Origin of the sequence: Bradyrhizobium sp. CB1717 (genome assembly GCF_029714325.1) — a bacterium.
Classification (GTDB): domain Bacteria; phylum Pseudomonadota; class Alphaproteobacteria; order Rhizobiales; family Xanthobacteraceae; genus Bradyrhizobium.
Map to the genome: position 1 here is coordinate 8,366,510 of NZ_CP121666.1, position 21,405 is coordinate 8,387,914.

Sequence of the window (21,405 nt, forward strand, 5' to 3'; positions counted from 1 at the left end):
CCATCGTCCAATGAATAATGGCACCCTTTGCATGCCGAAATGTTATGACTGGACTTGGGGATGGCGCGGATCAATTCGCGGCAGGTGGAGGCCTTCCGCGCGACGATGCTGACCGGCAGCGTCACCGAGGCGGCGAAGCTGATGGCGGTGACCCAGCCGGCGGTGAGCCGGCTGCTGCGCGACCTCCAGGCGCTGCTGAAGATGGAGCTGTTCGAGCGGCGCGGCACCGGCCTGGTGCCGACCGCCGCGGCGATGGCGCTCTACACCGAAGTGGAGCGCTCCTTTGTCGGCCTCGAACGCATCACGGCGGCGGCCGAGGAAATCCGGGGACGCCGCACCGGCTCGTTGCGCATCGCTGCGCTGCCGGCGCTGGCAAACGGATATTTGCCACGCCTTGCCGGACATTTCCTGATGGAACGCCCCAACCTCAATCTTGCCTTCTTCGGCGTGATCTCGCCGATCGTGGTCGACTGGGTCTTGAACAATCAATGCGACATCGGCTTTGCCGAGGTGCCGATCGCGCATTCCGGCCTGCCGAGCCAGCGGCTGCCGGCATTGGCGCGCGTCGCGGTGCTGCCGACCGGTCATCGCCTTGCAGAAAAGGAAGTGCTGGAGCCGCGCGATTTCGAGGGCGAGACGTTCATCTCGCTGTCGGCGGGATCGTCGAGCCGGCATCTCGTCGACCAGGTCTTCCATCGCCACGATGTCCGCCGCGTGCTCCGGGTCGAGACCACGCTGTCGGAGATCATGTGCGGCATGGTGTCGTCGGGGCTCGGCGTTTCGATCTGCGATCCCTTCACCGCGCAGGAATTTGCCACGCGCGGTATCGTCGTGCGCCGCTTCCTGCCGCGCATCGACTTCGAATTCTCCGCCGTTTTTCCGGCGCAGCGCAGCCCCTCGCCGGTGGCGCTGGATCTGGTCGAGACCATGCGCAAGGCGCTGGTGGAGTTTGAGGACCTGCCCGAGGCCGCGCTCAGCCGCTGAAAGCCGCCTGCGCCTCCGGCAAATCCCAGATCTTGCCGATCGCGGCTGTACCTGCCGCGGTGATCGTCGCCTCATCCGCACCGAGATAGCGTCCCTCGTCGACCAGCACGCGGCCGTCGACCATGACCTGATCGATATTGGCGCGATTGCCCAGCGCGATCAGCGCGCGGCGCGGATCGAACAGCGGCTGAAGATGGGGATGGGTGAGATCGACGACGGTGAGATCGGCGGTGGCGCCTGGCTCGATGCGGCCGAGATCGGGGCGCTTGATGACATCGGCGGCGACGGCCGTGTTCGCTTCGATCAACTCGGGTGAGTTCGCGACATCAGGGCGCGCCGAGGTGACCTTGGAGATCAGCGAGGCCGCATTGAGCTCGCCGAGCAGGTCCATGTTGTAACCGTCGGTGCCGACCACGGTGCGCACGCCGTGCTCGGCGAACCGGCTGAAGGCGGCGGTGATGCCGGCGCGCGCGAATACGCGCGGGCAGTTCAAGACGGTCATGCCGCGCGCGGCCATGAGCTTGAGATCGTCGTCGCCGCTGAACATGCAATGCGCCGCCATCAGATCGGGCGCGAGCAGGCCGAGCCAGTCGAGATATTGTGCCGGGGTGCGGCCGCCATAGCGCTTGCCGATGGTCTCGACCTCGGCGCGGCTCTGTGCCATGTGCGTCGTGATGGGCACGCCGAGCTCGCGCGCCCGCGCGGCGCAGGCCTTCAGGAGATCAGGACCGCACGTGTCGGTGGCATGCGGACTCATGGCAAGCGAGACGCGGCCGTCGCCGCGATTATTCCAGCGCTGATAGAGCGCGTCCCACGTCGCCATGTCGGCGGCGCCGTCTTCGCCGGAATAGCGGACCACGCCGTCGGGGCCCGCCTTGGCGTCCGACGTCGAGAACAGATAAGGCGCGCCGTAGAAGCGGATGCCCATCTCCTCCGCGGCGTCGAACATCTCGGGGATCGAGTTGCGGAACGGCTCCATCACCGTGGTGGCGCCGCCCTTGAGGAGCTGGAGGATGCCGAGCCGCGCCACCGCTAGGCGCTCTTCCGCCGACAGGATATCGGCGCCGCGCTTGGTGAGCGGCAGCAGCACCGTGTAGACGATGCTCTGGTTGTTCTTGCGGCCGTTGCCGTCCTCGGTGTGGCTGCGCGCCACCGCTTCGGAGAAGCAGTGATTGTGCAGGTTGAGCAGGCCCGGCAGCACGAAGCGGCCGGGCCGATCAAAAACCTGATCGGCACGCGGCTTGTCGCGCGTGACTGCGGCGATCCTCTTGCCTTCGACCAGGACCCAATGGTCGCGCAGCACATCCTGCACGCCGTCTTTCCGTGACAGCACATAGCTGCCAAAAATTGCTGTGGTGCTCATGCGGGGCGTACGTTCCAGAACACGGCGGTGCCGTCGAGAATGCCGGTGATGGCCTTGCGATAGGCGGTCGGCTGCTTGTACAGGCCGATCGGAATATAGGGGATTTCCTCGAACGCGACCGCCTGGATCTCGCGGCAGATGCGCTGCTGCTCGGCGAGCTGGGAAGCCGCCAGCCACTGGCTGCGCAACTCGCCCATCTTCGTGCTCGCATACCAGCCGGCGACCTTGCCTTCGCCGCGGATGTTGGTGTTGCCGGCCGGGTTGAGCCAGTCGATGCCCTGCCAGTTGCCGACCGCCGCGCTCCAGCCGCCCTGCCCGATCGGATCCTTCTTGAGCTGGCGCTGCAACACCACGGCGAAATCGAGCCCGGCATATTCGACATTCATGCCGGCCTTGCGCAAGCTATCCACGGCGATCTCGCCGAGCGGCTTTTGCGCCAGCGAGTTGGTGGGAACGAGCAGCACGATCTTCTCGCCGTTGTAGCCGGCGGCCTTCAGATCCGCCTTGACCTTGTCGTAGTTGCGCGGACCGCGGAACACGTCGAGGCCGACGTCGCTCGCCATCGGCGTGCCTGGGGCGAAATAGCCGATCGGTGAAACCTGGAATGCCGGATCGATGCCGGCAACAGCGGTCATGAACGCGGACTGATCGATCGCGCCGAGCAGCGCGCGGCGGATGGCGGGATTGTCGAACGGCGGCTGAAGGTGATTGAGGCGCAGCATGCAAGCGTAGCCGCGGGGATCGAGAATGCGCGCTTCGATGTCGCCGGCGGCCCTGATCACCGGCAACAGATCATGCGGCGTGGTCTCCTGCCAGTCCTGCTCGCCGGTCTGGAGCGCGGCGACGCCGGTGCCGGCATCGGGCGTGGTGGTCCAGACCACGCGATCGTAATGCACGATCTTCGGACCGGCGGTCCAATCCGGCTTGCCGTCCGTGCGCGGCTGGTAGCGCTCGAATTTGGCATAGGCGTTGCGCGCGCCCTGCACCCGCTCGTCGGCGAGATAGCGGAACGGGCCGCTGCCGATCACCTCGGTCAGCGGCTTGAACGGATCCTGACTCGCCAGCCGCTCCGGCATCATGAAGCAGGCGTTGATCGCGGCCTTGCCGAGCGCCTGCGGCAGCAGCGGGAACGGACGCTTGAGGCGGAAGCGGATGGTGCGGTCATCGGCGGCCGACAGTTCGGCGGTCGCCTCCAGCAGCTCGCCGCCAAAGCCGTCGCGCGCCGCCCAGCGGCGGATGCTGGCGACGCAGTCACGCGCGAGCACGCGCTCGCCATCGTGCCAGAACAGGCCGTCGCGCAAGCTGAGATCCCACTGGAGCTGGTCGCCGGAGACGACGTGACCCGACAGCATCTGCGGCGAAACTTGCAGGGAAGAGCTCATGCCGTAGAGCGTGTCATAGACCATGAAGCCATGGTTTCGCGACACCTGCGCGGTCGAATAGATGGGATCGACGAAGGCGAGATCGATGACAGGGATGAAGCGCAGCGTGGACTGGGATTCAGCGCGGACGATGCCCGGCAGCGACAGCGCCGGCATGGCTGCGGCGGCCTTGAGGAACGAACGGCGGGAGATAGGCATTACAAGAGGCTCCTAAAGGATCTTACGTGTTCAACAAGACCGCGCCGATCGCGGCCGCGACCGCCTGTTGCGCCGGCTCGATCACGCGCACACCGATCGCATCCGCAATCGCCGCGCGATGCGAGGCCATGCCGGCGCAGCCCATCACGACGACATCGGCGCGACATTGCGTGACCAGCACGCGGCCGGCGTCGATCAAGCGGCCGCGCATGTCCGCGCCGGCCGTCTCGGCCGCGCTCGCGCCGACCGACCAGCTTCCGGCATAGCGGCTGTCAACGCCCATCACGCGCGCCATGCGCTGCTGGCGGCGGATGCTCGACGGCGATAGCGCGATGATTCCAAACCGCTCGCCCAGCATCAGCGCGCGGAAGATGGCGCATTCGGCGATGCCCAGCACGGGGCGTCCACCGGCCGCTTCGCGCACCGCGTGCAGGCCGGGATCGCTGAAGCAGGCAAGTACGAAGGCATCGGCATCGTCACGCGACACACGGTTCACCAGCGGCATGACGACGCTGTCGGCATCGCGCTGCGAGCTGATGCCCGGCGGGCCCTCGGCAAGGCCGACCACCTCGATGTCAGGCCCGCCGGCGATGCGCAGCGGCGCGACCGCGTCGTCGATCGCCGCCGTCACCGACGCCGAGGAGTTGGGGTTGATGACGAGGACGCGGCGACGGGTCATGGCACTGCTCAGCGATTGCCGGCTTCGTGGCGCAGGAAGTTCTCCGCGATCTTCTCGCCCGTGGTGATCCAGACGTCCGGGCACGACTTTGCGTAAGTGAGAAACTCGCGCAGCAGACGCAGCCGCATCGGTCGGCCGCTGCATTGCGGATGCAGCACGGTCGTCACCATCGCACCCCAGTCGCGGACCTCGTCCAGCTCGTCCTTCCACATTGAAAGCACATGCTCCTTGGGGAAGATCGAGCGCGGGCTGAAGCGCGCGGACAGGCCGTGCATCCAGTCGTCATAGCTGGCGGTGACCGGCAGCTCGATCGTGCCGGGCTTGCCGTCGGCAAGACGATGGCGATAGGGCCTGACGTCGTCGCGGAATGAGGAGGTGTAGACGATGCCATGGCGCACCAGCGCGACGCGCAGCTCCTCGGTGAACTCGCCATAGGGCGCGCGATAGCCGGTCGGCTTGACGCCGAGCCGGCGCTTCAGCGCCTCGAAGCCGCGCTCCAGCTCCTCCTCGATCCAGGGATCGCCGGGATCAGGCAGCAGATGGTGATAGCCGTGATGGCCGATCTCGTGGCCGGCCTTCAGAATCGATTCGGCCATCGCGGGATGCGCATCGACCGACCAGCCCGTGACGAAGAACGTCGCCTTGAGATCGAGCTGGTCGAGCAGCTCCAGCAGCTTCGGCGTGCCGACGCGCGCCTCGTAACCGCCATAGCTCATGGTGATGAGCCGCTGCGCATGCACCGCATCCTTGCTGGTCCAGGCGCTCTCCGCGTCCACGTCGAACGACAGGAACATCGCCGACTTGTACGGCTTCGGCCAGGGGTATTCGGGCGCGGGATCCGCGGTGTTGGCCGGGACGAGCGGGATGCTCTTGAGTGCCTTACTGTCCAGCATTGATGGTCGCCTTCTCTAATCCGTTGTCGTTGAGTTTCCACTTCGCCAGCAGGGTCTTGTAGGTGCCGTCGGCGATCAGCGCATCGACGGCCTCGAGAATGGCCTGCTGAAGTGCCTTTTCCTTGACCGGCAGCGCGATGCCCGTGAACTGCGTCGCGAAGGGATCACCGACCGGTGCATAGGTGCCCGGCTCGAGGTCCATCAGATAGGGCAGCGTCTCGTTGCCCTGCACGGCGGCGTCGATACGGCCCTGCCTGAGCTGGTTACGCGCATCGGCCGAGCCGTCGGTGCCGACGAACTGGATCGGATTGCTGCCGCAGTTCTTCTGGCTCCACTTGTCGATCTCCGCCGGAAACATGGTCCGGCGGCTGGCGCCGACCTTCTTGCCGCACAGCGCAGCCATGTCCTTGAACTCGGACGCACGGGACTGCTGCACGAAGAATTTCGGACCGCTGCGCAGATAGTCGACGAAGGACGCGATCTCGTGCCGGCTCGCATAATCGGTGAAGCCGGACAGGATGGCATCCACCCGCCCCGTCGAGATCGACGGCATGAATTCGGCAAAGCTGGTCTCGGTCCATTCGATCTTGACGCCGAGCTTGCGGCCGATCGCCTCGCCGAGATCAATGTCGAATCCGGACAGCGCGTTGGTGGCGGGATCGCGGAATTCCATCGGCGGATAGTTCGGCACCAGCGCCACCTTGAGGCTGCCGCGCTTGGCGATGTCAGGCGGCAGCTCGATGGCCCAAGCCTGAACACTTAGAGCCGAAACGGTCATGGCGCCAACCAGCGCCACCGCAACCAAAAGCCTCTTCATCACCACACCCCCAATGTCAGATCACTGCCGAAAGAAATGCCTTGGTGCGCTCCTCGCGCGGCGCGCCCAGAACGTCGGATGCGCGGCCCTGCTCGACGATCGCGCCCTGGTCCATATAGACGACGCGGTCGGCGACCTCGCGCGCGAAGCCGAGCTCGTGCGTCACCACCATCATGGTCATGCCGCTTCGCGCCAGCTCCTTCATGACCGCGAGCACCTCGCCGACGAGCTCGGGATCGAGCGCGCTGGTCGGCTCGTCGAACAGCATCAGCATCGGCTTCATCGCGAGCGCCCGCGCGATCGCGACGCGCTGCTGCTGGCCGCCGGAAAGCTGCGCGGGATACGAGTCCGCCTTGGCCGCAAGCCCGACACGGCGGAGCAACTCGAGCGCTTCAGTGCGCACCTCATCGGCTTTACGCCCCTGCACCTGGGTCGGGCCTTCGGTGATGTTCTCCAGCGCAGTCTTGTGCGGAAACAGATTGAAGCGCTGGAAAACCATGCCGGTCTTGAGCCGCTGCCGCCCGATCTCGCGCTCGGAGAGACGGTGAAGCTTCCCACCCTGCTCGCGCACACCCAAAAGCTCGCCGTCGAGCCAGATGCCGCCGGCATCGATCGTCGCGAGCTGGTTGATGCAGCGGAGCAGCGTGGTCTTGCCCGAGCCTGAGGCGCCGATCAGGCACATCACCTCGCCGGGCCAGACGTCGAGCGAGACGTTCTTGAGAGCCTGGAACTCTCCAAAATTCTTGCTGACGGTGCGGATCGCGACGAGGGGTTTTGTCATCGCGCGAGCCGCAATGTGCCGCGTGCAAAGCGGCGTTCGAGCAACATCTGGAGCGGTGTCAGGATCGAGACCACGAGCAGGTACCAGAGCCCCGCGACGATCAGGAGCTCGATGACGCGGGAGTTGGCGTAATAGATGTTCTCGGCGTTGTGCAGCAGTTCCGGATACTGGATGACGCTCGCGAGTGAGGTCGCCTTCACCATGCCGATGAACTCGTTGCCGAGCGGCGGGATCACCACCCGCATCGCCTGCGGCAGCACGATCCGGCGCAGCGCGCGCAGCCGTCCCATGCCGATCGCCTGCGCCGCCTCATATTGCCCGATGTCGACCGACAGCATGCCGGCGCGCATCACTTCCGATGTATAGGCGCCCTGGTTGATGCCGAGCCCGAGCAGCGCGGCGAGGAACGGCGTCATGACGTCGACGGCCCGTGCGCTCCACAGGCCGGGAATGCCGATGGTCGGAAACACCAGCGCCAGATTGAACCACAGCAGCAGTTGCAAGATCAGCGGCGTGCCGCGGAACAGCCATGTATAACCGGCAGCAACGGAACTCAGCACCGGATTGGGCGACAGCCGCATAATCGCGACGACGATGCCGAGAAAGATGCCGAGCATCATCGCCAGCACCGCCATCACCATGGTGTTGACGATGCCTTCGAGGATGACCTTCACGGTCAGGAAGCGGCTGACATAGGACCATTCGATCTGGCCGTTCGCAAACGCGCGCGCGATCGCCGCCAGCACAAGGATAATCAGGGCCGCGCTGATCCAGCGAAACCAATGCGGCTCGCGCGCGATCCGCATGCCCGACAGATCGGGAAATCCCTCCGCGAGTGCCGGCGCCGGCTTCATTGCGGCGCCGCGTTCATCATGGGCTGGGCCACCGCGTTCGCGCCCAGGCCCCATTTGTCGAGAATGGCCTTGTAGGCGCCGTCGGCGATCATGGCGGCGAGCTTCTCGGTCACCACCTCGCGCAAAGCGGCATCGTCCTTGCGGAACATGATGCCCTGATAGCCTTTTGCAAACGCGTCGCCGACGATGCGGTATTTGCCGGGTTCCTGGGATTGCGCATAGGGCAGCGTCTCGCTGCCCTGCACGGCGGCATCGATGCGGCCCTGCTTGAGCTGGTTGCGGACGTCGATCGAGTTCTCGCCCGGAACGTACTGGATCGCCGGCTTGCCGGCCGGCTCGCAGTTCTGCTTGCTCCACTTCTCGATCTCGACCGGGAAGCTGGTGCTGCGGGTGGTGCCGACCTTCTTGCCGCAGAGATCGGTCGCGTCCTTGGCGGCGTTGTCCGCCATCACGAAGAACTGCGGGCCGGTCGCGAGATAGTCGACGAAATCGGCAGTCTCGCGCCGCGAGGCGCGGTCCGAGATGCCGGAGATGATGAAATCGGCGCGCCTGGTCTGGAGCGACGGGATCAGCTCGGCAAACGGCGTCTCGCTCCAGGCGATCTTGAGGCCGCCGAGCCGCTTGGCGAGCTCATTGGCCAGATCGATGTCGAGCCCGACCAGCTCGTTGGTCGCGGGATCGCGATATTCCATCGGCGCGTAGGTGGAGTTGACGGTGAGCTTCAAGGTGCCCGCCTGCTTGATCTCCGCCGGAAGCTCGGCGGCTTGCGCGGAGGTCACCGCAGCCAGCGCGGCAACGGCGAGAGAAAACGAGAGGCGTGTCATGTCAGCTCCTTTGCCCATGTCAGCTCCTTTGCCAGCGCCGTGCCACTTGCTCAGTCGGCGTCGAGAACCGCCGGCTCGATGACGCCGGCGCGTTCGGTGATCACCCGGTATTGCTCGGGCCGCCGGTGGGCGGCGAAGTTGAACATCTTGTCCTTGCCCTGGCGGCAGAGATCGAGATCGATGTCTGCGACGATCACCTCGTCCGCGAGCGTCTGCGCCTGTGCGACGATGCGGCCATTGGGATCGACGATGCAGGAGCCGCCGATCAGTCCGGAGCCATCCTCCTCGCCCGCCTTCGCCACCGAGATCGCCCAGGTCGCGTTCATATAGGCGTTGGCCTGCGTCACCAGCGTCGAGTGGAAAGTGCGGAGCGCTCCGTCCTCCGTCGTGCCGCCATTGGGATCATAGGCCGCCGAATTGTAGCCGATGCAGACGAGCTCGACGCCTTGCAGGCCGAGCACGCGCCAGGATTCCGGCCAGCGGCGATCGTTGCAGATCATCATGCCCATGATGGCGTGAGCCCAGGCCGAGCCGGCGCGGAACGCGGGAAAGCCGAGGTCGCCATATTCGAAATAGCGTTTTTCGAGCTGCTGGTAGCGGGCGCCCTCGCGCGGCTCGACCGAGCCCGGCAGGTGCACCTTGCGATAGCGGCCGAGAATCTCGCCGTCGCGATCGACCAGGACGGCGCAATTGTAGCGGCGGCCGTCCGGCGTCAGCTCGGCATAGCCGACATAGAAGCCGACGCGGAGCGCACGCGCGCGGTCGAACAGCTTTGCCACCGCCGGGTTCGGCATGCCGCGCTCGAAATATTGGTCGAGCGCCTCGCCCTCCAGCAGCCAGCGCGGGAAGAAGGTGGTGAAGGCAAGCTCCGGAAACACCACGAGGCTGGCGCCGCGGCCGGCGGCCTCCTCCAGAAGCGCGAGCATCCGCGCCAGCGTATGCTCGCGCGAATCTGCTTTTTGCGTCGGCCCCATCTGGGCGGCGGCGGCGCGAAGGACACGAACCAAGACTGCCTCCAATCTGTGCGCAGTGCTGCCTCAGTGGGCGAATGAACCCATTGATGCAACGCGCAAATCCGCTGCCATTACGGAGAAGCGGGGCTGCAAAATCAATTCGTTCTGCTATGATGTTTTGGCCCTTAGTATAATCGGCAGTGATATGAACCTGCGCCAGCTCGAGATCCTGCGTGCCGTCATCCGCCACCGCACCACCGTAGCGGCGGCGGACGAACTGGCGCTGTCGCAGCCTGCGGTCAGCAACGCGCTGAAGATCATGGAAGCGCAGGCGGGCTTTGCGCTGTTCGAGCGCGTCAACAACCGGCTGTTTCCGACCGCCGAAGCGATGGCGCTCTACAAAGAGAGCGAGGCGATCTTCGCACTGCACGCAAAACTCGAGAACCGCGTGCGCGATCTGCGCGAAAACCGCTCCGGGCATCTCGCCATCGTGGCGACACCGCCGCTCGCCTACAGCATCATTCCCTCCGCGCTGTCAGGTTTCTTGCGCCGGCGCCCGGAGACACGCGTGTTCTTCGACGTGCGGCGTTACGAGGGCATCATCGAGGGCGTGCTCAGCCGTGTCGCCGAGCTCGGCTTCGCGCTCGGGCTGACGCATCATCCCGGCATCGCACATGAGGTCGTGCACACCGGCGAGATGGTCTGCGTGCTGCCGCCGCAGCACCCGCTCGCCGACCGCCCCGTGATCTCGGCCGCCGATTTGTCCGGCCTGCCCTTCATCGGGCTCGAACGCGGCACGCGGCTGGGCGAAGCCGTGCGCGACAGTTTTGCCCGTGCCGGCGCACCCTTCCAGCCGACCGTCGAGGTGCGTTACTGCAACACGGCCTGCGTGCTCGCCGCCGCCGGCGTCGGTGCCGCGGTGGTCGACCCGTTCTCGCCGCGGCAGAACGGCGGCAGCGGCCTCGTCGTCCGGCCGTTCACGCCGACGACGCACGCGGTTGCCTATATGCTGTGGTCGGAGGCCGAGCCGCTGTCGCGCCTCGCCAAGGCCTTTCTCAACGAAGTGCGCAAGGAAAGCGCGCTGCTGGAGCGCACAGCGCCACACCAGCAACATGGAGCAGAAAGCGACTGAGCTTCGCAACCTTTCATCCGGGGGGCACATGGCACGCATCACCATCATCGAGACCGGACGGGTCCCGCCAAAATATCGCGAGCGGCACGGCTCGTTTCCGGACATGTTCGAACGGATGATCCGCACCGAGGATCCGACGGCGACGGTCGAGGTCGTCAGCATCCCCAACGGCGATGCGCTTCCCGATCCCGGCAAGCTCGAAGCGGTGCTGATCACGGGCGCTGCCGCCGGCGTCTATGACGGGCTCGACTGGATCGCGCCGCTGGAGGACTTCGTCCGCAAGGCCTACACCAACAAGACACCGATGGTCGGCGTCTGCTTCGGCCATCAGCTGATCGCGCAGGCGCTCGGCGGCACCGTGCGCAAATCCGACAAGGGCTGGGGCATCGGCCGCCACGTCTATCAGGTGCTGCCGGAGAACGGCGTCGTCGACGGCGAAGCGGTCGCTATCGCCGCCTCGCATCAGGACCAGGTGATCGAGCCGCCCAACGACGCGCTGACGATCCTCTCCTCCGAGTTCACTCCGCATGCCGGCCTGCTCTATGCCAACGGCGCGACGCTGACCGTGCAGCCGCATCCGGAGTTCGATGCGGGATTTGCCGAGGTATGCTGCGACCTGCGCGACGGCAAGGCGCCGGATGACGTCGTCGCCACGGCGAGAGCGTCGCTGGCGGAGCCGATGGACAGCGCCAAGCTGGGTGGGGCGATTACGCGGTTTTTGGCAAGGCGCACGTCGCCGTAGTTCGCGGCGCTGGCGGCACGCTCCTCTTCCCTTCTCCCCTTGTGGGAGAAGGTGGCGCGAAGCGCCGGATGAGGGGTACGCATCCGCGAGTTAAAGTGAGAGTGGACTCGCGGAGAGAAACCCCTCACCCGTCTCGCCGCTGCGCGGCGAGCCACCCTCTCCCACAAGGGGCCTGTTGCGCTACGGCCTTTTGAGGCAGGAGACGTAGGGAGAGAGGGCTGTGTTGACGCCGATTGTCAGGCCGAGATCTGTACTTGGTGCCCTTGGCGGGCGTCTCAGGCGGCGAGCGCGGCCCAGCGCCTCATGTTGAACGCGATGGAGGCAAGCAGGACCTGCCCGCTTGCCTTCATGAGACCGACATAGCGGATGCAGGTCAGCCGCATGCGGCGTTTGAGAGTGGCGAAGGTGGTCTCGACCTGGGCTCGTCGGCGCGCGATGAGGAGGTTGTAGCGTTTGAGCCGAGGCGGTAGCTCCGGGTGATGTCGGTTGGGACGACGGGCGATGCGGGGCTTCTTGCCTTCCGCTTTCAGCCGAGCCCGTCGGGCATGGGTGTCGTAGGCTGCATCGGCCCACACCACGGCTTCATCGCCACGGATCAGTTCGTCGGCCGGCGTTGTGTCGTTGACATTGGCGGGCGTGGTCAGGACTGCGCGGATCAGGCCGGATCCCTCGTCGACACCCATGTGAGCCTTGTAGCCGAAGGTCGAACCACCCTTGCCCTGCCGCTTGGTAAACCGGGCATCTGGGTCGTTTGAGGGACGATCCTGCTTCGGAGGGGTTGACACCGCCTGGATCAAGGTCGCATCCAGCATCGTGCCGCGCTTGAGGATGACCCCGGCATTCTCGAGCTGGCGATCCAGCTCGCCAAACAGCTTCTCCAACAGCCCTTGTTCGACGAGCTGGTTCCGGAAGCGGTTCAGAACCGTGTGGTCGGGCGTCGCATCTTCGAGGCTCAAACCGACGAAGCGCTTGAACGACAACCGGTCGCCCAACGCTTCCTCGAGTTCGCGTTCCGAAAGACCATAGAGCGACTGCAACAGCACCGCACGAAACAGCACCAGCACCGGATAGCCTGGACGACCGGGGCTCCCTTCATCCCGCAGATGGCCGATCAGCTTCTCGAACCGGTACCACTTGACCAGGCCAGCCAGCCGATCCAGCGCTGCATTGGCGCCGGCCCCCTTCGGCATCAGTGCTTCCACAAAGCTCGGCTGTCCCGTCCGCTTAACCGCCATCGTCATCCCCTCAAGGCTTTGCCCTAGGGAATCACAACTGGCGAATTACGCAACAGGCCCACAAGGGGAGAGGGTGAAGCAGCACCGTCTGCAAGAAACTCAGAACGGATCCGTCCCCAGCCCCGGCACATCCGCCGGCCGCGGCCCCGGCGCCGCCCAGTGAAAGCGGCGGTCCTTCTCCGCAATCATGATGTCGTTGATCGATGCCTCGCGACGTTTCATCAAGCCGTGCTCGTCGAACTCCCACTGCTCGTTACCGTAGGAGCGGTACCACTGGCCGTTTGCATCGTGCCATTCGTACTGGAAGCGCACGGCGATGCGGTCGCCGTCGAAGGCCCAGAGGTCCTTGATCAGGCGGTAGTCCTGCTCCTTCTCCCATTTACGGGTGAGGAACGCGACAATGGCCTCGCGGCCCTGAAACACCTCGGAGCGGTTACGCCAGCGGCTGTCCTCGGTATAGGCGAGTGAGACACGCACCGGATCGCGCGAATTCCAGGCATCCTCGGCCATACGGGCCTTCTGCGCGGCGGTCTCTCGGGTAAAGGGCGGAAGCGGCGGGCGCGACATGGTGGCCTCATCGGTTGATCGGGGCCGCAAATCTATCGCTGCAATTGACGGAGTCGATAGGCCATCACCTATCGGCCGATCACTTATCGGGCGATCAGGAAATCAAATCAGCTTTCATCAGCGTGCGGATCGACTTCGGGATCGGCTGGGCGCGGCCGCCGCTGATGAAGGCGACGCGCACCTCGGCTTTCACCAGCACGTCCTCACCGCGCCGGACCTCCTGCGCCAGCATGATGGAGGCGCCCTTCACCGCGATCGGCCAGGTCACGACGTCGAGCACGTCGTCCATCCGCGCGGGCTTGAGGAAATCGAGATGCATCGAGCGCACGACGAAGGCAAAGCCTGCGCCTTCCGTCTCCACCTGCTCGAACAGCGCCTGCTGCTCGGCGCCCATCAGCCTGAGATGATTGGTCCGGCCGCGCTCCATGTAGCGCAGATAATTGGCGTGATAGACGATGCCGGAAAAATCCGTGTCCTCGTAGTAGACGCGGACCTGCATGTGGTGGCGGCCGTCGCGGATCTCGCCGTCGAGATGGGCAGTCACGTCGCGAGCCTCTTCGCTTGTCGCTGTCGCTCCGTTTTGCGCAAAAACCGCGGTCCGCGCAAGCGGGTCAGGACACCACCGGCGCGGCCCGCCCCAGCGTCACCTCAACGATCTCCGGCGGCACACCGAAACGGACCGGCATGATGCTGCAACCGAGGCCGCCGGAGATGATGACGTCGCATTTCAGCCTGACGTGACCATAGGCGAGCCGCAGCCCCTGCTGCTTCGGAACGGCCGGCGACCAGCCGAGCAGGCGGACCTGGCCGCCATGGGTGTGGCCTGACAACTGCAGCGCGACGCGCGCAGGCACGCGCGGCGCGATGTTGGGCTCGTGTGCGAGCAGGATCACGGGCGCGTCGTCAGTGACCTTGGCGAGCGTTGCCGTGAGATCGTCGGCGCCGAAGCGCCCCGTGCTGCGGAAACGCCGCGCCGGCAAAAAGGCGAGCTGATCGCCGAGCCCGGCGAGCCAGAACGGGCGGCCGTCCTTGCTGAGGCGCACGGCATCGTTCTCGTACACGGGAATGCTGGCCGCCTCCAGCGCGCGGTGAGCGACCGTCGGCCCGTGCCCGGCCTGCTGCACGGCCTTATCGACCCAATAATCATGGTTGCCCATGACGGCGTGGACGCCGAGCGGTGCTTTCAGGCCCGCCAGCACCCTCGCCCATTCGCTCGACGGAATGAAGCGCGTGACCTGGTGAAGGCCGGCGACATAATCGCCGAGCAGCACGATGAGGTCGGGCTTGAGCGCGTTGGTGCGATCGACGATGCCTTCTATGCGCTCCAGCGACATCCAGGGATCGCAGGCATGGATGTCGGCGATCGCGGCAATCTTCAGCGGAAAATCCGCCGGCCATTGCCGCGGGGTCGGATGATAGCGGGTGACGCGGAGCCGCAGCATCGGTTCGACGCCGACGCCGTAGGCCGCGCTCGAGACGCCGAGGGCTGACAAGGCCCCGATGGACCGGATGAAATGACGGCGCGTGATCATGGAAGCCCGATGGTGATGCTGCTCCTTGATGCGACCCGATTGGAGCGGAATTGGGGTAGGCTCGTGCAGGCCGTCTGCAGCTGCGTGCAGAAGCCTGCACAAAACTTACCAGCGGCTCTCGCCGACCAGCGCATCCAGCCGCGTCTTCAGCTCGTCGGACGCCCGATAATACCAGACACCGCCGAGCAGATCACGAAAACGTTCGTTGATCCTCGCCTCGTGCTCGATGCGGTCGATCGTGCCGACACTGATCACGTCTTCGAGGGGACCAGCGGCCAGCAGGGCCAGCAGCACCGGATTGGACTCGATCTTCAGGATCTCGAGGATCAGGTCGATCATCCCGTCGGGATCTTCCTCGCGCAGGTCGCGCTCGAAGTCCATGATCGCAAACAGATTGTCGTCCTGGTCGCGCTCGGACCTCGAATATTGCTCGACCCAGGCGTGGGCGAGCTCGGAGACCGACATGCTGGCGCAATCGAGCGGCTCGCGCGGCGTGCGCTGCGCCAGATGGTCGGCCTGCCAGGCCTCGCTGTCGGCGATGCGCGCGATGCGGGGCGTCAAGGGGTCGTCGGGGCCACCATGCACGCCGCCAAGCAGCCAGCGCAGCCGGTCATTGTGCGCGGCCTCGTGCTCGATCCGCGCGATCACGTCCGGCCCGTGCGCATAGAGCAGCGCCAGCAGGAATTTGTCGTTGAGCTGCATCACCGTCGGCTTGTCCGCCTCCGTCTTCAGCACCTCCAGCACCAGATCGAGCGCAGCCTGCGGCAGGCGATGCGGCAAATGGTCGAAATAGAGTTTGATGGCCCAGATGCTGCCGGCCTGGTCGCGCCGGCTGACGCGCTGAAGCGCGCACCACATCGACGCCAGCTCGCCGAGCGGCAGGGAATCGAGGAATGCCTCGGTCTCGTCGGGCGTGCGCAGCTGCGGTGCCGCCGCGACGGACTCGAGCAATCCGCTATCGTCCGCTGGCGCCATTCCTTCCCACTCCAATCCTCGGCGGCGATCACGCCGCGCGTTCGGATTAGTGATCGAATGAAACCCGCGGGTTCATCGGCTGCGGCGATCAGTCGTCGCTCTCGTCGGTGCCGAACAGGCCGAACTGTGCCGCATCGCGATTGGGTTCGGCGAGGCCGAGATGGCGGAAGGCATGCGAGGTGAGCAGGCGACCGCGCGGGGTGCGCTGGAGATAGCCGCACTGGATCAGATAGGGCTCGATGATGTCCTCGATCGCATCGCGCGGCTCGGACAGCGCCGCGGCCATGGTCTCGACACCGACGGGGCCGCCGCCATAGTTGAGCGCGATGGTCGAGAGATAGCGGCGGTCCATGGCATCGAGGCCCGCGGCGTCGACCTCGAGCGCGCTCAATGCATGGTCGGCGATCTTGCGATCGATCTTGTCGGCATCGGCGGCCGAGGCGAAGTCTCGCACGCGGCGGAGCAGCCGTCCTGCGATGCGCGGCGTGCCGCGGGCGCGGCGCGCGATCTCGTTGGCGCCGTCCGCGCTCATGCCGACATTGAGCACGCGCGCGCCGCGGCTGACGATGCTCTCCAATTCCTCGATCGTGTAGAAATTCAGCCGGACCGGAATGCCGAAGCGGTCGCGCAAGGGATTAGTGAGAAGACCGGCGCGCGTGGTGGCGCCGACGAGGGTGAATTTCGACAGCTCGATCTTCACCGAGCGCGCCGCCGGGCCTTCGCCGATGATGAGGTCGAGCTGGAAATCCTCCATCGCGGGATAGAGCACCTCTTCCACAGCGGGGCTGAGGCGATGGATCTCGTCGATGAAGAGTACGTCGCGCTCTTCGAGGTTGGTTAGCAGGGCGGCGAGATCGCCGGCCTTGGCGATCACCGGGCCCGACGTGGCACGAAAGCCGACGCCGAGTTCTTTCGCCACGATCTGCGCCAGCGTGGTCTTGCCAAGACCGGGGGGACCGACGAACAGCACATGATCCAGCGCCTCGCCGCGCTTGCGCGCCGCCTCGATGAAGATCGAGAGATTCTTGCGCGCCTGCTGCTGGCCGACGAAGTCGGACAGCGATTGCGGACGCAGCGCAGTGTCGCCGACATCATCGCTGCGGCGCTCGGGCGAGACCATGCGGGAGGCTTTGGGATCGCTCACCTAGCGAACTCCCCGTAGGGTGGGCAAAGGCGCTCTTGGCGCCGTGCCCACCATATCTCTCCAATCGCTCCAAAAGTGGTGGGCACGCTGCGCTTTGCCCACCCTACGAGACTGACCATTGCCGCACTCACTTCGCCAGTTCCTTCAAGCCGAGGCGGATCAGCTGCGCCGTTTCGGCGCCTTCACCCGCGCTGCGCGAAGCCGATGCAATCGCCGCAGCCGCCTGCGGCTGGCCATAGCCGAGATTGACCAGCGCGGAGATCGCATCCGCCACGGGCCGCGGCGCGCGCTGGTCGTCGACGGCGCCGGCGAGATGCACGACGGCGGGATCCACACTGGCAAAGGCCGGCGCCTTGTCCTTCAATTCGGTGACGATGCGCTCGGCGACCTTGGGGCCGACACCGGGCGTACGCGACACCGCGGCCTTGTCGCGCAGCGCAATGGCGTTGGCGAGATCGGAAGGCTGTAGCGTGCCGAGCACCGCGAGCGCGACCTTGGCGCCGACGCCCTGCACGGTCTGCAGCAGGCGAAACCATTCGCGCTCCTGATCCGTGCGGAAGCCGAACAGTTTTATTTGATCCTCGCGGACGTAAGTCTCGATCGACAGAACGGCGGCTTCGCCCGGCGAAGGCAGATGCTGCAGGGTACGCGACGAGCAATGCACCTGGTAACCGACGCCGCCGACGTCGAGGATGACGAAATCCTCGCCGTAGGTGTCGATCAGGCCCTTGAGCTTGCCGATCATAGTCCCGCCACCTTCAGCCTGAGCGCCGTGCTCTGGCGGTGATGGGCGTGGGTGATGGCGATGGCGAGCGCGTCGGCGGCGTCCGCGGACGACGGCTCGGCTTTCGGCAGCAATATCTTCAGCATCATCGCGATCTGTTGCTTGTCGGCGTGGCCGGCGCCGACCACCGTCTTCTTGACCTGGTTCGGCGCGTATTCGGCAACGCTGATGCCGAACATTGCGGGCGCCAGCATGGCAACGCCGCGGGCCTGGCCGAGCTTCAGCGTCGCAACGCCGTCCTTGTTGACGAAGGTCTGCTCGACCGCGGCTTCCATCGGCTGGTGGCTGGACAGGACGGACGCGAGCCCTTCATGGATCGCGAGCAGCCGGCTCGACAGCGGCAGATCATCCGGCGGTTCCACCGAGCCGCAGGCGACATAGATCAGCCGATTGCCCTCAGCCTCGATCACGCCCCAGCCGGTGCGGCGCAGGCCGGGGTCGATGCCGATGATGCGAACGGGGCCACGAATCGGAAGCGCAGTCATGGGCCAGTGATAGCGGCTGGCCGCGGCTGGGGAAACAGAAACAGAACGGAAGTAACAGGGGAAGTGGGACCCCGCCCCCCGGGAGCAGCGCAGCGCTGGCGAAGAAGAAGCCGAGAGCGGTGGATCGAACCTTCCGCGCCCACACCGCTGGTCCGTCATCCTGAGGTGCGAGGCATGGGACGCAACGCGGCCCATGGGGAGCCTCGAAGGATGAACGGCCGGGATGCAGCCGGGCCGTCGCCCTTCGAGGGCCGCTGAAGAAGCGGCCGCCTCAGGGTGACGGCGAGAGATGACTGTCAGCCGCCCATCTTCGCCATCAAAGCGTCCGACACCTCGAAATTGGCGTAGACGTTCTGGACGTCGTCGTGCTCGTTGAGCAGGTCCATCAGCTTGAGCAGCTTCTCGCCGGTCTCGTCGTCCACCGCGACCGTGTTCTGCGGCTTCCAGATCAGTGCGGCCTTGCGGGGCTCGCCGAATTTGGCTTCCAGCGCCTTGGCGACGTCGCGATAGCCTTCGGTCGAGGCGTAGATCTCGTGGCCGCCTTCGCCCGAAACAACGTCGTCGGCGCCGGCCTCGATCGCGGCATCGAGCACCGCGTCGTCATCGGCGACGCTGCGGTCATATTCGATGATGCCGGTGCGGTCGAACATGAACGAGACCGAGCCGGTTTCGCCGAGATTGCCGCCCGACTTGGTGAAGAACGAGCGGATGTCGGAGGCGGCGCGGTTGCGGTTGTCGGTCAGCGCCTCGACGATGACGGCGACGCCGCCGGGGCCATAACCCTCGTAGCGGATTTCGTCATAGTTCTCGCCGTCGCTGCCGAGCGCCTTCTTGATGGCACGCTCGATATTGTCCTTCGGCATGTTCTCCTGGCGCGCGGCGATCACGGCGGCACGCAGGCGCGGGTTCATGGCGGGGTCGGGCGTGCCCAGCTTGGCGGCGACGGTGATTTCCCGCGCCAGCTTGCCGAACAGTTTCGACTTCTGCGCATCCTGCCGCCCCTTGCGGTGCATGATGTTCTTGAATTGGGAATGTCCGGCCATGCGTGGTCTCTTGTGGAATAGTCAGCCAAAGGTGAGCGTGGGAAGCGCGGCCTTATAGGCCGCCAACCCACCGGAATCAAAGGGCCCTGAGGCTTCAAGGTAGCACTGTAAAGATAGCCACCGGAATGGTCCGTGCCCAGATGTCGGGCATTGTTAACCCTGATTTCATTCCGGCCTGCGAAAATAGCGTCCGCCCGCCCGCCGACAAGAGAGACCTCATGGCATTCGGACTGTTTCGGAAGCGTCTGCCGGATATGGCTGCGCCCGCGGCCACCCCGCAGGCTGCGCAGCCGGCGGCCATGTCCGAGCCCGTCCCGGCCAGTGAGGGCGATTCGGCCAAGGAAATCCTGGAACTGCTGGAACTCGAGCTCGGGGCCATGATCCGCCAGCTCGAACGCGCCGCCAATTCGGTGGCCGGCGGCGCCGAGGCGACCGCCACGACGCTTGCCGCCATTCGCGACCGCACCGATGCCCTGACCGGCCGCACCAACGCCGCCCAATCGACCGCATCCACCTTCGCCCATGCCGCCGACAAGTTCACCCAGTCCGCGCAAGGCATCGGCGCGCAGGTCCGCGCGGCCGGCAAGCTCGCCGATGAGGCCAGTGCTGCGGCACAGGAAGCGCGCGCCAATGTCGACCGCTTGCGCGAGTCCTCCGCCGCGATCGGCAACGTCGTCAATCTGATCGCGCAGATCGCGCGGCAGACGACGCTGCTCGCGCTCAACTCGACCATCGAGGCCGCGCGCGCCGGCGCCGCCGGCAAGGGATTTGCGGTGGTTGCCACCGAGGTCAAGGCGCTCGCGGTGCAGACGCAAGGCGCGACCGAAGAGATCACGAAAAAGATCGACGCGCTGCAGCGCGATGCCGCAGGCTCGGCGGATGCCGTGCACCGCATCTCGCAGGCGATCGAGGCAATCCGTCCGGTGTTCGAGACCGTCAACGGCGCGGTGGCCGAGCAGAACGCCACCACGAGCGAAGTTTCCGGCAATGCCGCCAGCGCGTCGGAGTTCATCATCTCGGTCGGCGAGAGCGCGGCCGAGATCGACGCCGCGACCAAGGCCGCCGAAACGCATGGCGAGAGCGTCGCCAGCGCCGGCAAGGCCGTCACCACCTTTGCCCAGAAGCTGAAATCGCGCTGCGCGGTACTGCTGCGCCAGAGCGAGCACGACGACCGCCGCAAGACCGAGCGGCTGCCCTGCCACCTCAAGTTCGAGAGCGCGCGCGGCGTGATGCCGGTCTATGAAATCGCGATGGACGGAGTCCTGATCGGCGGCCCGGACGCCGGCCGGCTGGCGCCGCAGGCGATCATCGAAGGCAGCCTCGAACGGGTCGGCGCCTGCCGCCTGCGCGTGACGGAGCAATCCAAGGCCGGCGCCCGCGCGCAATTCGTCAGCCCCAATGCCGGGCTCTGCGAGAAGATCGAGGACAAGCTCTGGTCGATCCACGAGGAGAACACCGAGTTCGTCACCCGCGCGATGGAGGCGGGCAACGCGCTGACCCAAATCTTCGAGCAGGCGGTTGCGCGCGGCGACGTCAAGATCGACGACCTCTTCGACACCGACTATGTCGAGATCGCCGGCACCAATCCGCAGCAATACCGCACCCGCTATCTGGACTGGGCCGACCGCGCGCTGCCGCCGTTCCAGGAGGCCTTTCTCGCCAAGGACCCGCGTATGGCGTTCTGCGCCATGGTCGACCGCAACGGCTTCCTGCCGGTGCACAACAAGATCTATTCGCATCCGCAGCGGCAGGGCGATGTCGCCTGGAATACGGCCAACAGCCGCAACCGGCGCATCTTCAACGATCCGGCGGGGCTCGCCGCCGCCCACAACCAGCGCTCGTACCTGGTCCAGAGCTATGCCCGCGACATGGGCAACGGGAACACGGTGATGATGCGCGAGATCGACGTGCCAATCCGCGTCAAGGGCCGGCACTGGGGCGGATTCCGCACCGCTTATAAGCTGTAGTGCCCGCTCTCGTGCACTCCTGGGCAAGACGCCGGGCGCGAATCATCCTCTAAGGTCAAAACTGGAATGGG

The 21,405-nt window shown here is 65.8% G+C and carries 22 protein-coding genes; 4 read left to right on the forward strand and 18 right to left on the reverse strand.

Translation table 11 applies throughout. The features are described 5' to 3' along the window. The first annotated feature begins 60 nt into the window (after positions 1–60). Positions 61–984 (forward strand): LysR substrate-binding domain-containing protein, encoded by a 924-nt coding sequence (locus QA649_RS38870; protein WP_283021768.1) that lies wholly within the window; start codon positions 61–63, stop codon positions 982–984. Here the strand turns inward: QA649_RS38870 and QA649_RS38875 are convergent. The 9 genes from QA649_RS38875 to QA649_RS38915 are packed head-to-tail and all read right to left on the reverse strand — an operon-like array spanning position 974 to position 9,749. Further along, positions 974–2,347 (reverse strand): amidohydrolase family protein, encoded by a 1,374-nt coding sequence (locus tag QA649_RS38875; protein WP_283021769.1) that lies wholly within the window; start codon positions 2,345–2,347, stop codon positions 974–976. The two genes, QA649_RS38870 and QA649_RS38875, sit on opposite strands and share 11 nt — an antisense overlap. After that, positions 2,344–3,927 carry an ABC transporter substrate-binding protein gene (locus tag QA649_RS38880; protein WP_283021770.1) on the reverse strand — a complete coding sequence of 528 codons (1,584 nt, stop codon included), beginning with the start codon at positions 3,925–3,927 and terminating at the stop codon, positions 2,344–2,346. Before QA649_RS38880 ends, QA649_RS38875 begins: the two co-directional genes overlap by 4 nt. A gap of 22 nt (positions 3,928–3,949) precedes the next feature. After that, on the reverse strand, positions 3,950–4,606 hold the full coding sequence (locus QA649_RS38885; protein WP_283021771.1) for an aspartate/glutamate racemase family protein: 657 nt from the start codon (positions 4,604–4,606) through the stop codon (positions 3,950–3,952). A gap of 8 nt (positions 4,607–4,614) precedes the next feature. Beyond that, positions 4,615–5,499 (reverse strand): polysaccharide deacetylase, encoded by an 885-nt coding sequence (locus QA649_RS38890; protein ID WP_283021772.1) that lies wholly within the window; start codon positions 5,497–5,499, stop codon positions 4,615–4,617. Beyond that, positions 5,486–6,316, reverse strand: a complete 831-nt coding sequence (locus QA649_RS38895) for an ABC transporter substrate-binding protein (protein ID WP_283021773.1) — start codon at positions 6,314–6,316, stop codon at positions 5,486–5,488. Before QA649_RS38895 ends, QA649_RS38890 begins: the two co-directional genes overlap by 14 nt. A 16-nt stretch (positions 6,317–6,332) precedes the next feature. Beyond that, complete coding sequence (locus tag QA649_RS38900; RefSeq protein WP_283021774.1) at positions 6,333–7,097, reverse strand: amino acid ABC transporter ATP-binding protein; 765 nt, start codon at positions 7,095–7,097, stop codon at positions 6,333–6,335. Then, a complete protein-coding gene (locus QA649_RS38905) occupies positions 7,094–7,951 on the reverse strand; it encodes an amino acid ABC transporter permease (protein ID WP_283021775.1) in 858 nt (285 codons plus the stop codon). The genes QA649_RS38900 and QA649_RS38905 overlap by 4 nt, the downstream gene beginning before the upstream one ends. Next, the gene (locus QA649_RS38910; protein ID WP_283021776.1) at positions 7,948–8,775 is read right to left on the reverse strand and encodes an ABC transporter substrate-binding protein; all 828 of its coding nucleotides are present in this window, start codon (positions 8,773–8,775) and stop codon (positions 7,948–7,950) included. Before QA649_RS38910 ends, QA649_RS38905 begins: the two co-directional genes overlap by 4 nt. 50 nt (positions 8,776–8,825) lie before the next feature. Further along, positions 8,826–9,749 (reverse strand): N-carbamoyl-D-amino-acid hydrolase, encoded by a 924-nt coding sequence (locus tag QA649_RS38915; RefSeq protein ID WP_283026200.1) that lies wholly within the window; start codon positions 9,747–9,749, stop codon positions 8,826–8,828. A gap of 184 nt (positions 9,750–9,933) precedes the next feature. Between QA649_RS38915 and QA649_RS38920 the strand changes: the two genes are divergently transcribed. Both QA649_RS38920 and QA649_RS38925 read left to right on the forward strand, forming a co-directional pair. Further along, the gene (locus QA649_RS38920) at positions 9,934–10,860 is read left to right on the forward strand and encodes a LysR family transcriptional regulator (protein ID WP_283021777.1); all 927 of its coding nucleotides are present in this window, start codon (positions 9,934–9,936) and stop codon (positions 10,858–10,860) included. A gap of 28 nt (positions 10,861–10,888) precedes the next feature. After that, complete coding sequence (locus tag QA649_RS38925; protein ID WP_283021778.1) at positions 10,889–11,602, forward strand: gamma-glutamyl-gamma-aminobutyrate hydrolase family protein; 714 nt, start codon at positions 10,889–10,891, stop codon at positions 11,600–11,602. Between the two features lie 275 nt (positions 11,603–11,877). Here the strand turns inward: QA649_RS38925 and QA649_RS38930 are convergent, their stop codons facing one another. From QA649_RS38930 to QA649_RS38970, 9 genes are all read right to left on the reverse strand, one after another. Further along, the gene (locus QA649_RS38930) at positions 11,878–12,843 is read right to left on the reverse strand and encodes an IS5 family transposase (RefSeq protein WP_283020138.1); all 966 of its coding nucleotides are present in this window, start codon (positions 12,841–12,843) and stop codon (positions 11,878–11,880) included. 93 nt (positions 12,844–12,936) lie between these two features. After that, positions 12,937–13,404, reverse strand: a complete 468-nt coding sequence (locus QA649_RS38935) for a nuclear transport factor 2 family protein (protein WP_283021779.1) — start codon at positions 13,402–13,404, stop codon at positions 12,937–12,939. Positions 13,405–13,498: 94 nt separating this feature from the next. Beyond that, positions 13,499–13,948 carry a tol-pal system-associated acyl-CoA thioesterase gene (gene ybgC, locus QA649_RS38940; protein WP_283021780.1) on the reverse strand — a complete coding sequence of 150 codons (450 nt, stop codon included), beginning with the start codon at positions 13,946–13,948 and terminating at the stop codon, positions 13,499–13,501. Between the two features lie 67 nt (positions 13,949–14,015). Then, a complete protein-coding gene (locus tag QA649_RS38945) occupies positions 14,016–14,936 on the reverse strand; it encodes a metallophosphoesterase (protein WP_283021781.1) in 921 nt (306 codons plus the stop codon). 105 nt (positions 14,937–15,041) lie between these two features. Next, positions 15,042–15,911: a DUF6869 domain-containing protein gene (locus QA649_RS38950; RefSeq protein ID WP_283021783.1), complete on the reverse strand. Its 870-nt coding sequence runs from the start codon at positions 15,909–15,911 to the stop codon at positions 15,042–15,044. An 88-nt stretch (positions 15,912–15,999) separates the two neighbouring features. Next, positions 16,000–17,031, reverse strand: coding sequence for a Holliday junction branch migration DNA helicase RuvB (gene ruvB / locus QA649_RS38955; protein ID WP_283026201.1), 1,032 nt, complete (start codon positions 17,029–17,031; stop codon positions 16,000–16,002). Between the two features lie 151 nt (positions 17,032–17,182). After that, positions 17,183–17,800 (reverse strand): Holliday junction branch migration protein RuvA, encoded by a 618-nt coding sequence (gene ruvA, locus QA649_RS38960; RefSeq protein WP_018646708.1) that lies wholly within the window; start codon positions 17,798–17,800, stop codon positions 17,183–17,185. After that, positions 17,797–18,324, reverse strand: coding sequence for a crossover junction endodeoxyribonuclease RuvC (gene ruvC, locus QA649_RS38965; protein WP_283021785.1), 528 nt, complete (start codon positions 18,322–18,324; stop codon positions 17,797–17,799). The genes ruvA and ruvC overlap by 4 nt, the downstream gene beginning before the upstream one ends. 296 nt (positions 18,325–18,620) lie before the next feature. Continuing rightward, positions 18,621–19,367, reverse strand: coding sequence for a YebC/PmpR family DNA-binding transcriptional regulator (locus QA649_RS38970; RefSeq protein ID WP_283021786.1), 747 nt, complete (start codon positions 19,365–19,367; stop codon positions 18,621–18,623). A gap of 218 nt (positions 19,368–19,585) precedes the next feature. On the opposite strand from QA649_RS38970, the gene QA649_RS38975 reads away from it, so the two are divergent. After that, positions 19,586–21,334, forward strand: coding sequence for a methyl-accepting chemotaxis protein (locus QA649_RS38975; protein WP_283021787.1), 1,749 nt, complete (start codon positions 19,586–19,588; stop codon positions 21,332–21,334). Positions 21,335–21,405: the final 71 nt, after the last annotated feature.

What these genes read in the sequence shown, in the direction of transcription:
- QA649_RS38870 (WP_283021768.1), top strand. Translation starts at nt 61, where the DNA reads ATGGCGCGGATCAATTCGCGGCAGGTGGAGGCCTTCCGCGCGACGATG.
- QA649_RS38875 (WP_283021769.1), bottom strand. Translation starts at nt 2,347, where the DNA reads ATGAGCACCACAGCAATTTTTGGCAGCTATGTGCTGTCACGGAAAGAC.
- QA649_RS38880 (WP_283021770.1), bottom strand. Translation starts at nt 3,927, where the DNA reads ATGCCTATCTCCCGCCGTTCGTTCCTCAAGGCCGCCGCAGCCATGCCG.
- QA649_RS38885 (WP_283021771.1), bottom strand. Translation starts at nt 4,606, where the DNA reads ATGACCCGTCGCCGCGTCCTCGTCATCAACCCCAACTCCTCGGCGTCG.
- QA649_RS38890 (WP_283021772.1), bottom strand. Translation starts at nt 5,499, where the DNA reads ATGCTGGACAGTAAGGCACTCAAGAGCATCCCGCTCGTCCCGGCCAAC.
- QA649_RS38895 (WP_283021773.1), bottom strand. Translation starts at nt 6,316, where the DNA reads ATGAAGAGGCTTTTGGTTGCGGTGGCGCTGGTTGGCGCCATGACCGTT.
- QA649_RS38900 (WP_283021774.1), bottom strand. Translation starts at nt 7,097, where the DNA reads ATGACAAAACCCCTCGTCGCGATCCGCACCGTCAGCAAGAATTTTGGA.
- QA649_RS38905 (WP_283021775.1), bottom strand. Translation starts at nt 7,951, where the DNA reads ATGAAGCCGGCGCCGGCACTCGCGGAGGGATTTCCCGATCTGTCGGGC.
- QA649_RS38910 (WP_283021776.1), bottom strand. Translation starts at nt 8,775, where the DNA reads ATGACACGCCTCTCGTTTTCTCTCGCCGTTGCCGCGCTGGCTGCGGTG.
- QA649_RS38915 (WP_283026200.1), bottom strand. Translation starts at nt 9,749, where the DNA reads ATGGGGCCGACGCAAAAAGCAGATTCGCGCGAGCATACGCTGGCGCGG.
- QA649_RS38920 (WP_283021777.1), top strand. Translation starts at nt 9,934, where the DNA reads ATGAACCTGCGCCAGCTCGAGATCCTGCGTGCCGTCATCCGCCACCGC.
- QA649_RS38925 (WP_283021778.1), top strand. Translation starts at nt 10,889, where the DNA reads ATGGCACGCATCACCATCATCGAGACCGGACGGGTCCCGCCAAAATAT.
- QA649_RS38930 (WP_283020138.1), bottom strand. Translation starts at nt 12,843, where the DNA reads ATGACGATGGCGGTTAAGCGGACGGGACAGCCGAGCTTTGTGGAAGCA.
- QA649_RS38935 (WP_283021779.1), bottom strand. Translation starts at nt 13,404, where the DNA reads ATGTCGCGCCCGCCGCTTCCGCCCTTTACCCGAGAGACCGCCGCGCAG.
- QA649_RS38945 (WP_283021781.1), bottom strand. Translation starts at nt 14,936, where the DNA reads ATGATCACGCGCCGTCATTTCATCCGGTCCATCGGGGCCTTGTCAGCC.
- QA649_RS38950 (WP_283021783.1), bottom strand. Translation starts at nt 15,911, where the DNA reads ATGGCGCCAGCGGACGATAGCGGATTGCTCGAGTCCGTCGCGGCGGCA.
- ruvB (WP_283026201.1), bottom strand. Translation starts at nt 17,031, where the DNA reads ATGGTCTCGCCCGAGCGCCGCAGCGATGATGTCGGCGACACTGCGCTG.
- ruvA (WP_018646708.1), bottom strand. Translation starts at nt 17,800, where the DNA reads ATGATCGGCAAGCTCAAGGGCCTGATCGACACCTACGGCGAGGATTTC.
- ruvC (WP_283021785.1), bottom strand. Translation starts at nt 18,324, where the DNA reads ATGACTGCGCTTCCGATTCGTGGCCCCGTTCGCATCATCGGCATCGAC.
- QA649_RS38970 (WP_283021786.1), bottom strand. Translation starts at nt 19,367, where the DNA reads ATGGCCGGACATTCCCAATTCAAGAACATCATGCACCGCAAGGGGCGG.
- QA649_RS38975 (WP_283021787.1), top strand. Translation starts at nt 19,586, where the DNA reads ATGGCATTCGGACTGTTTCGGAAGCGTCTGCCGGATATGGCTGCGCCC.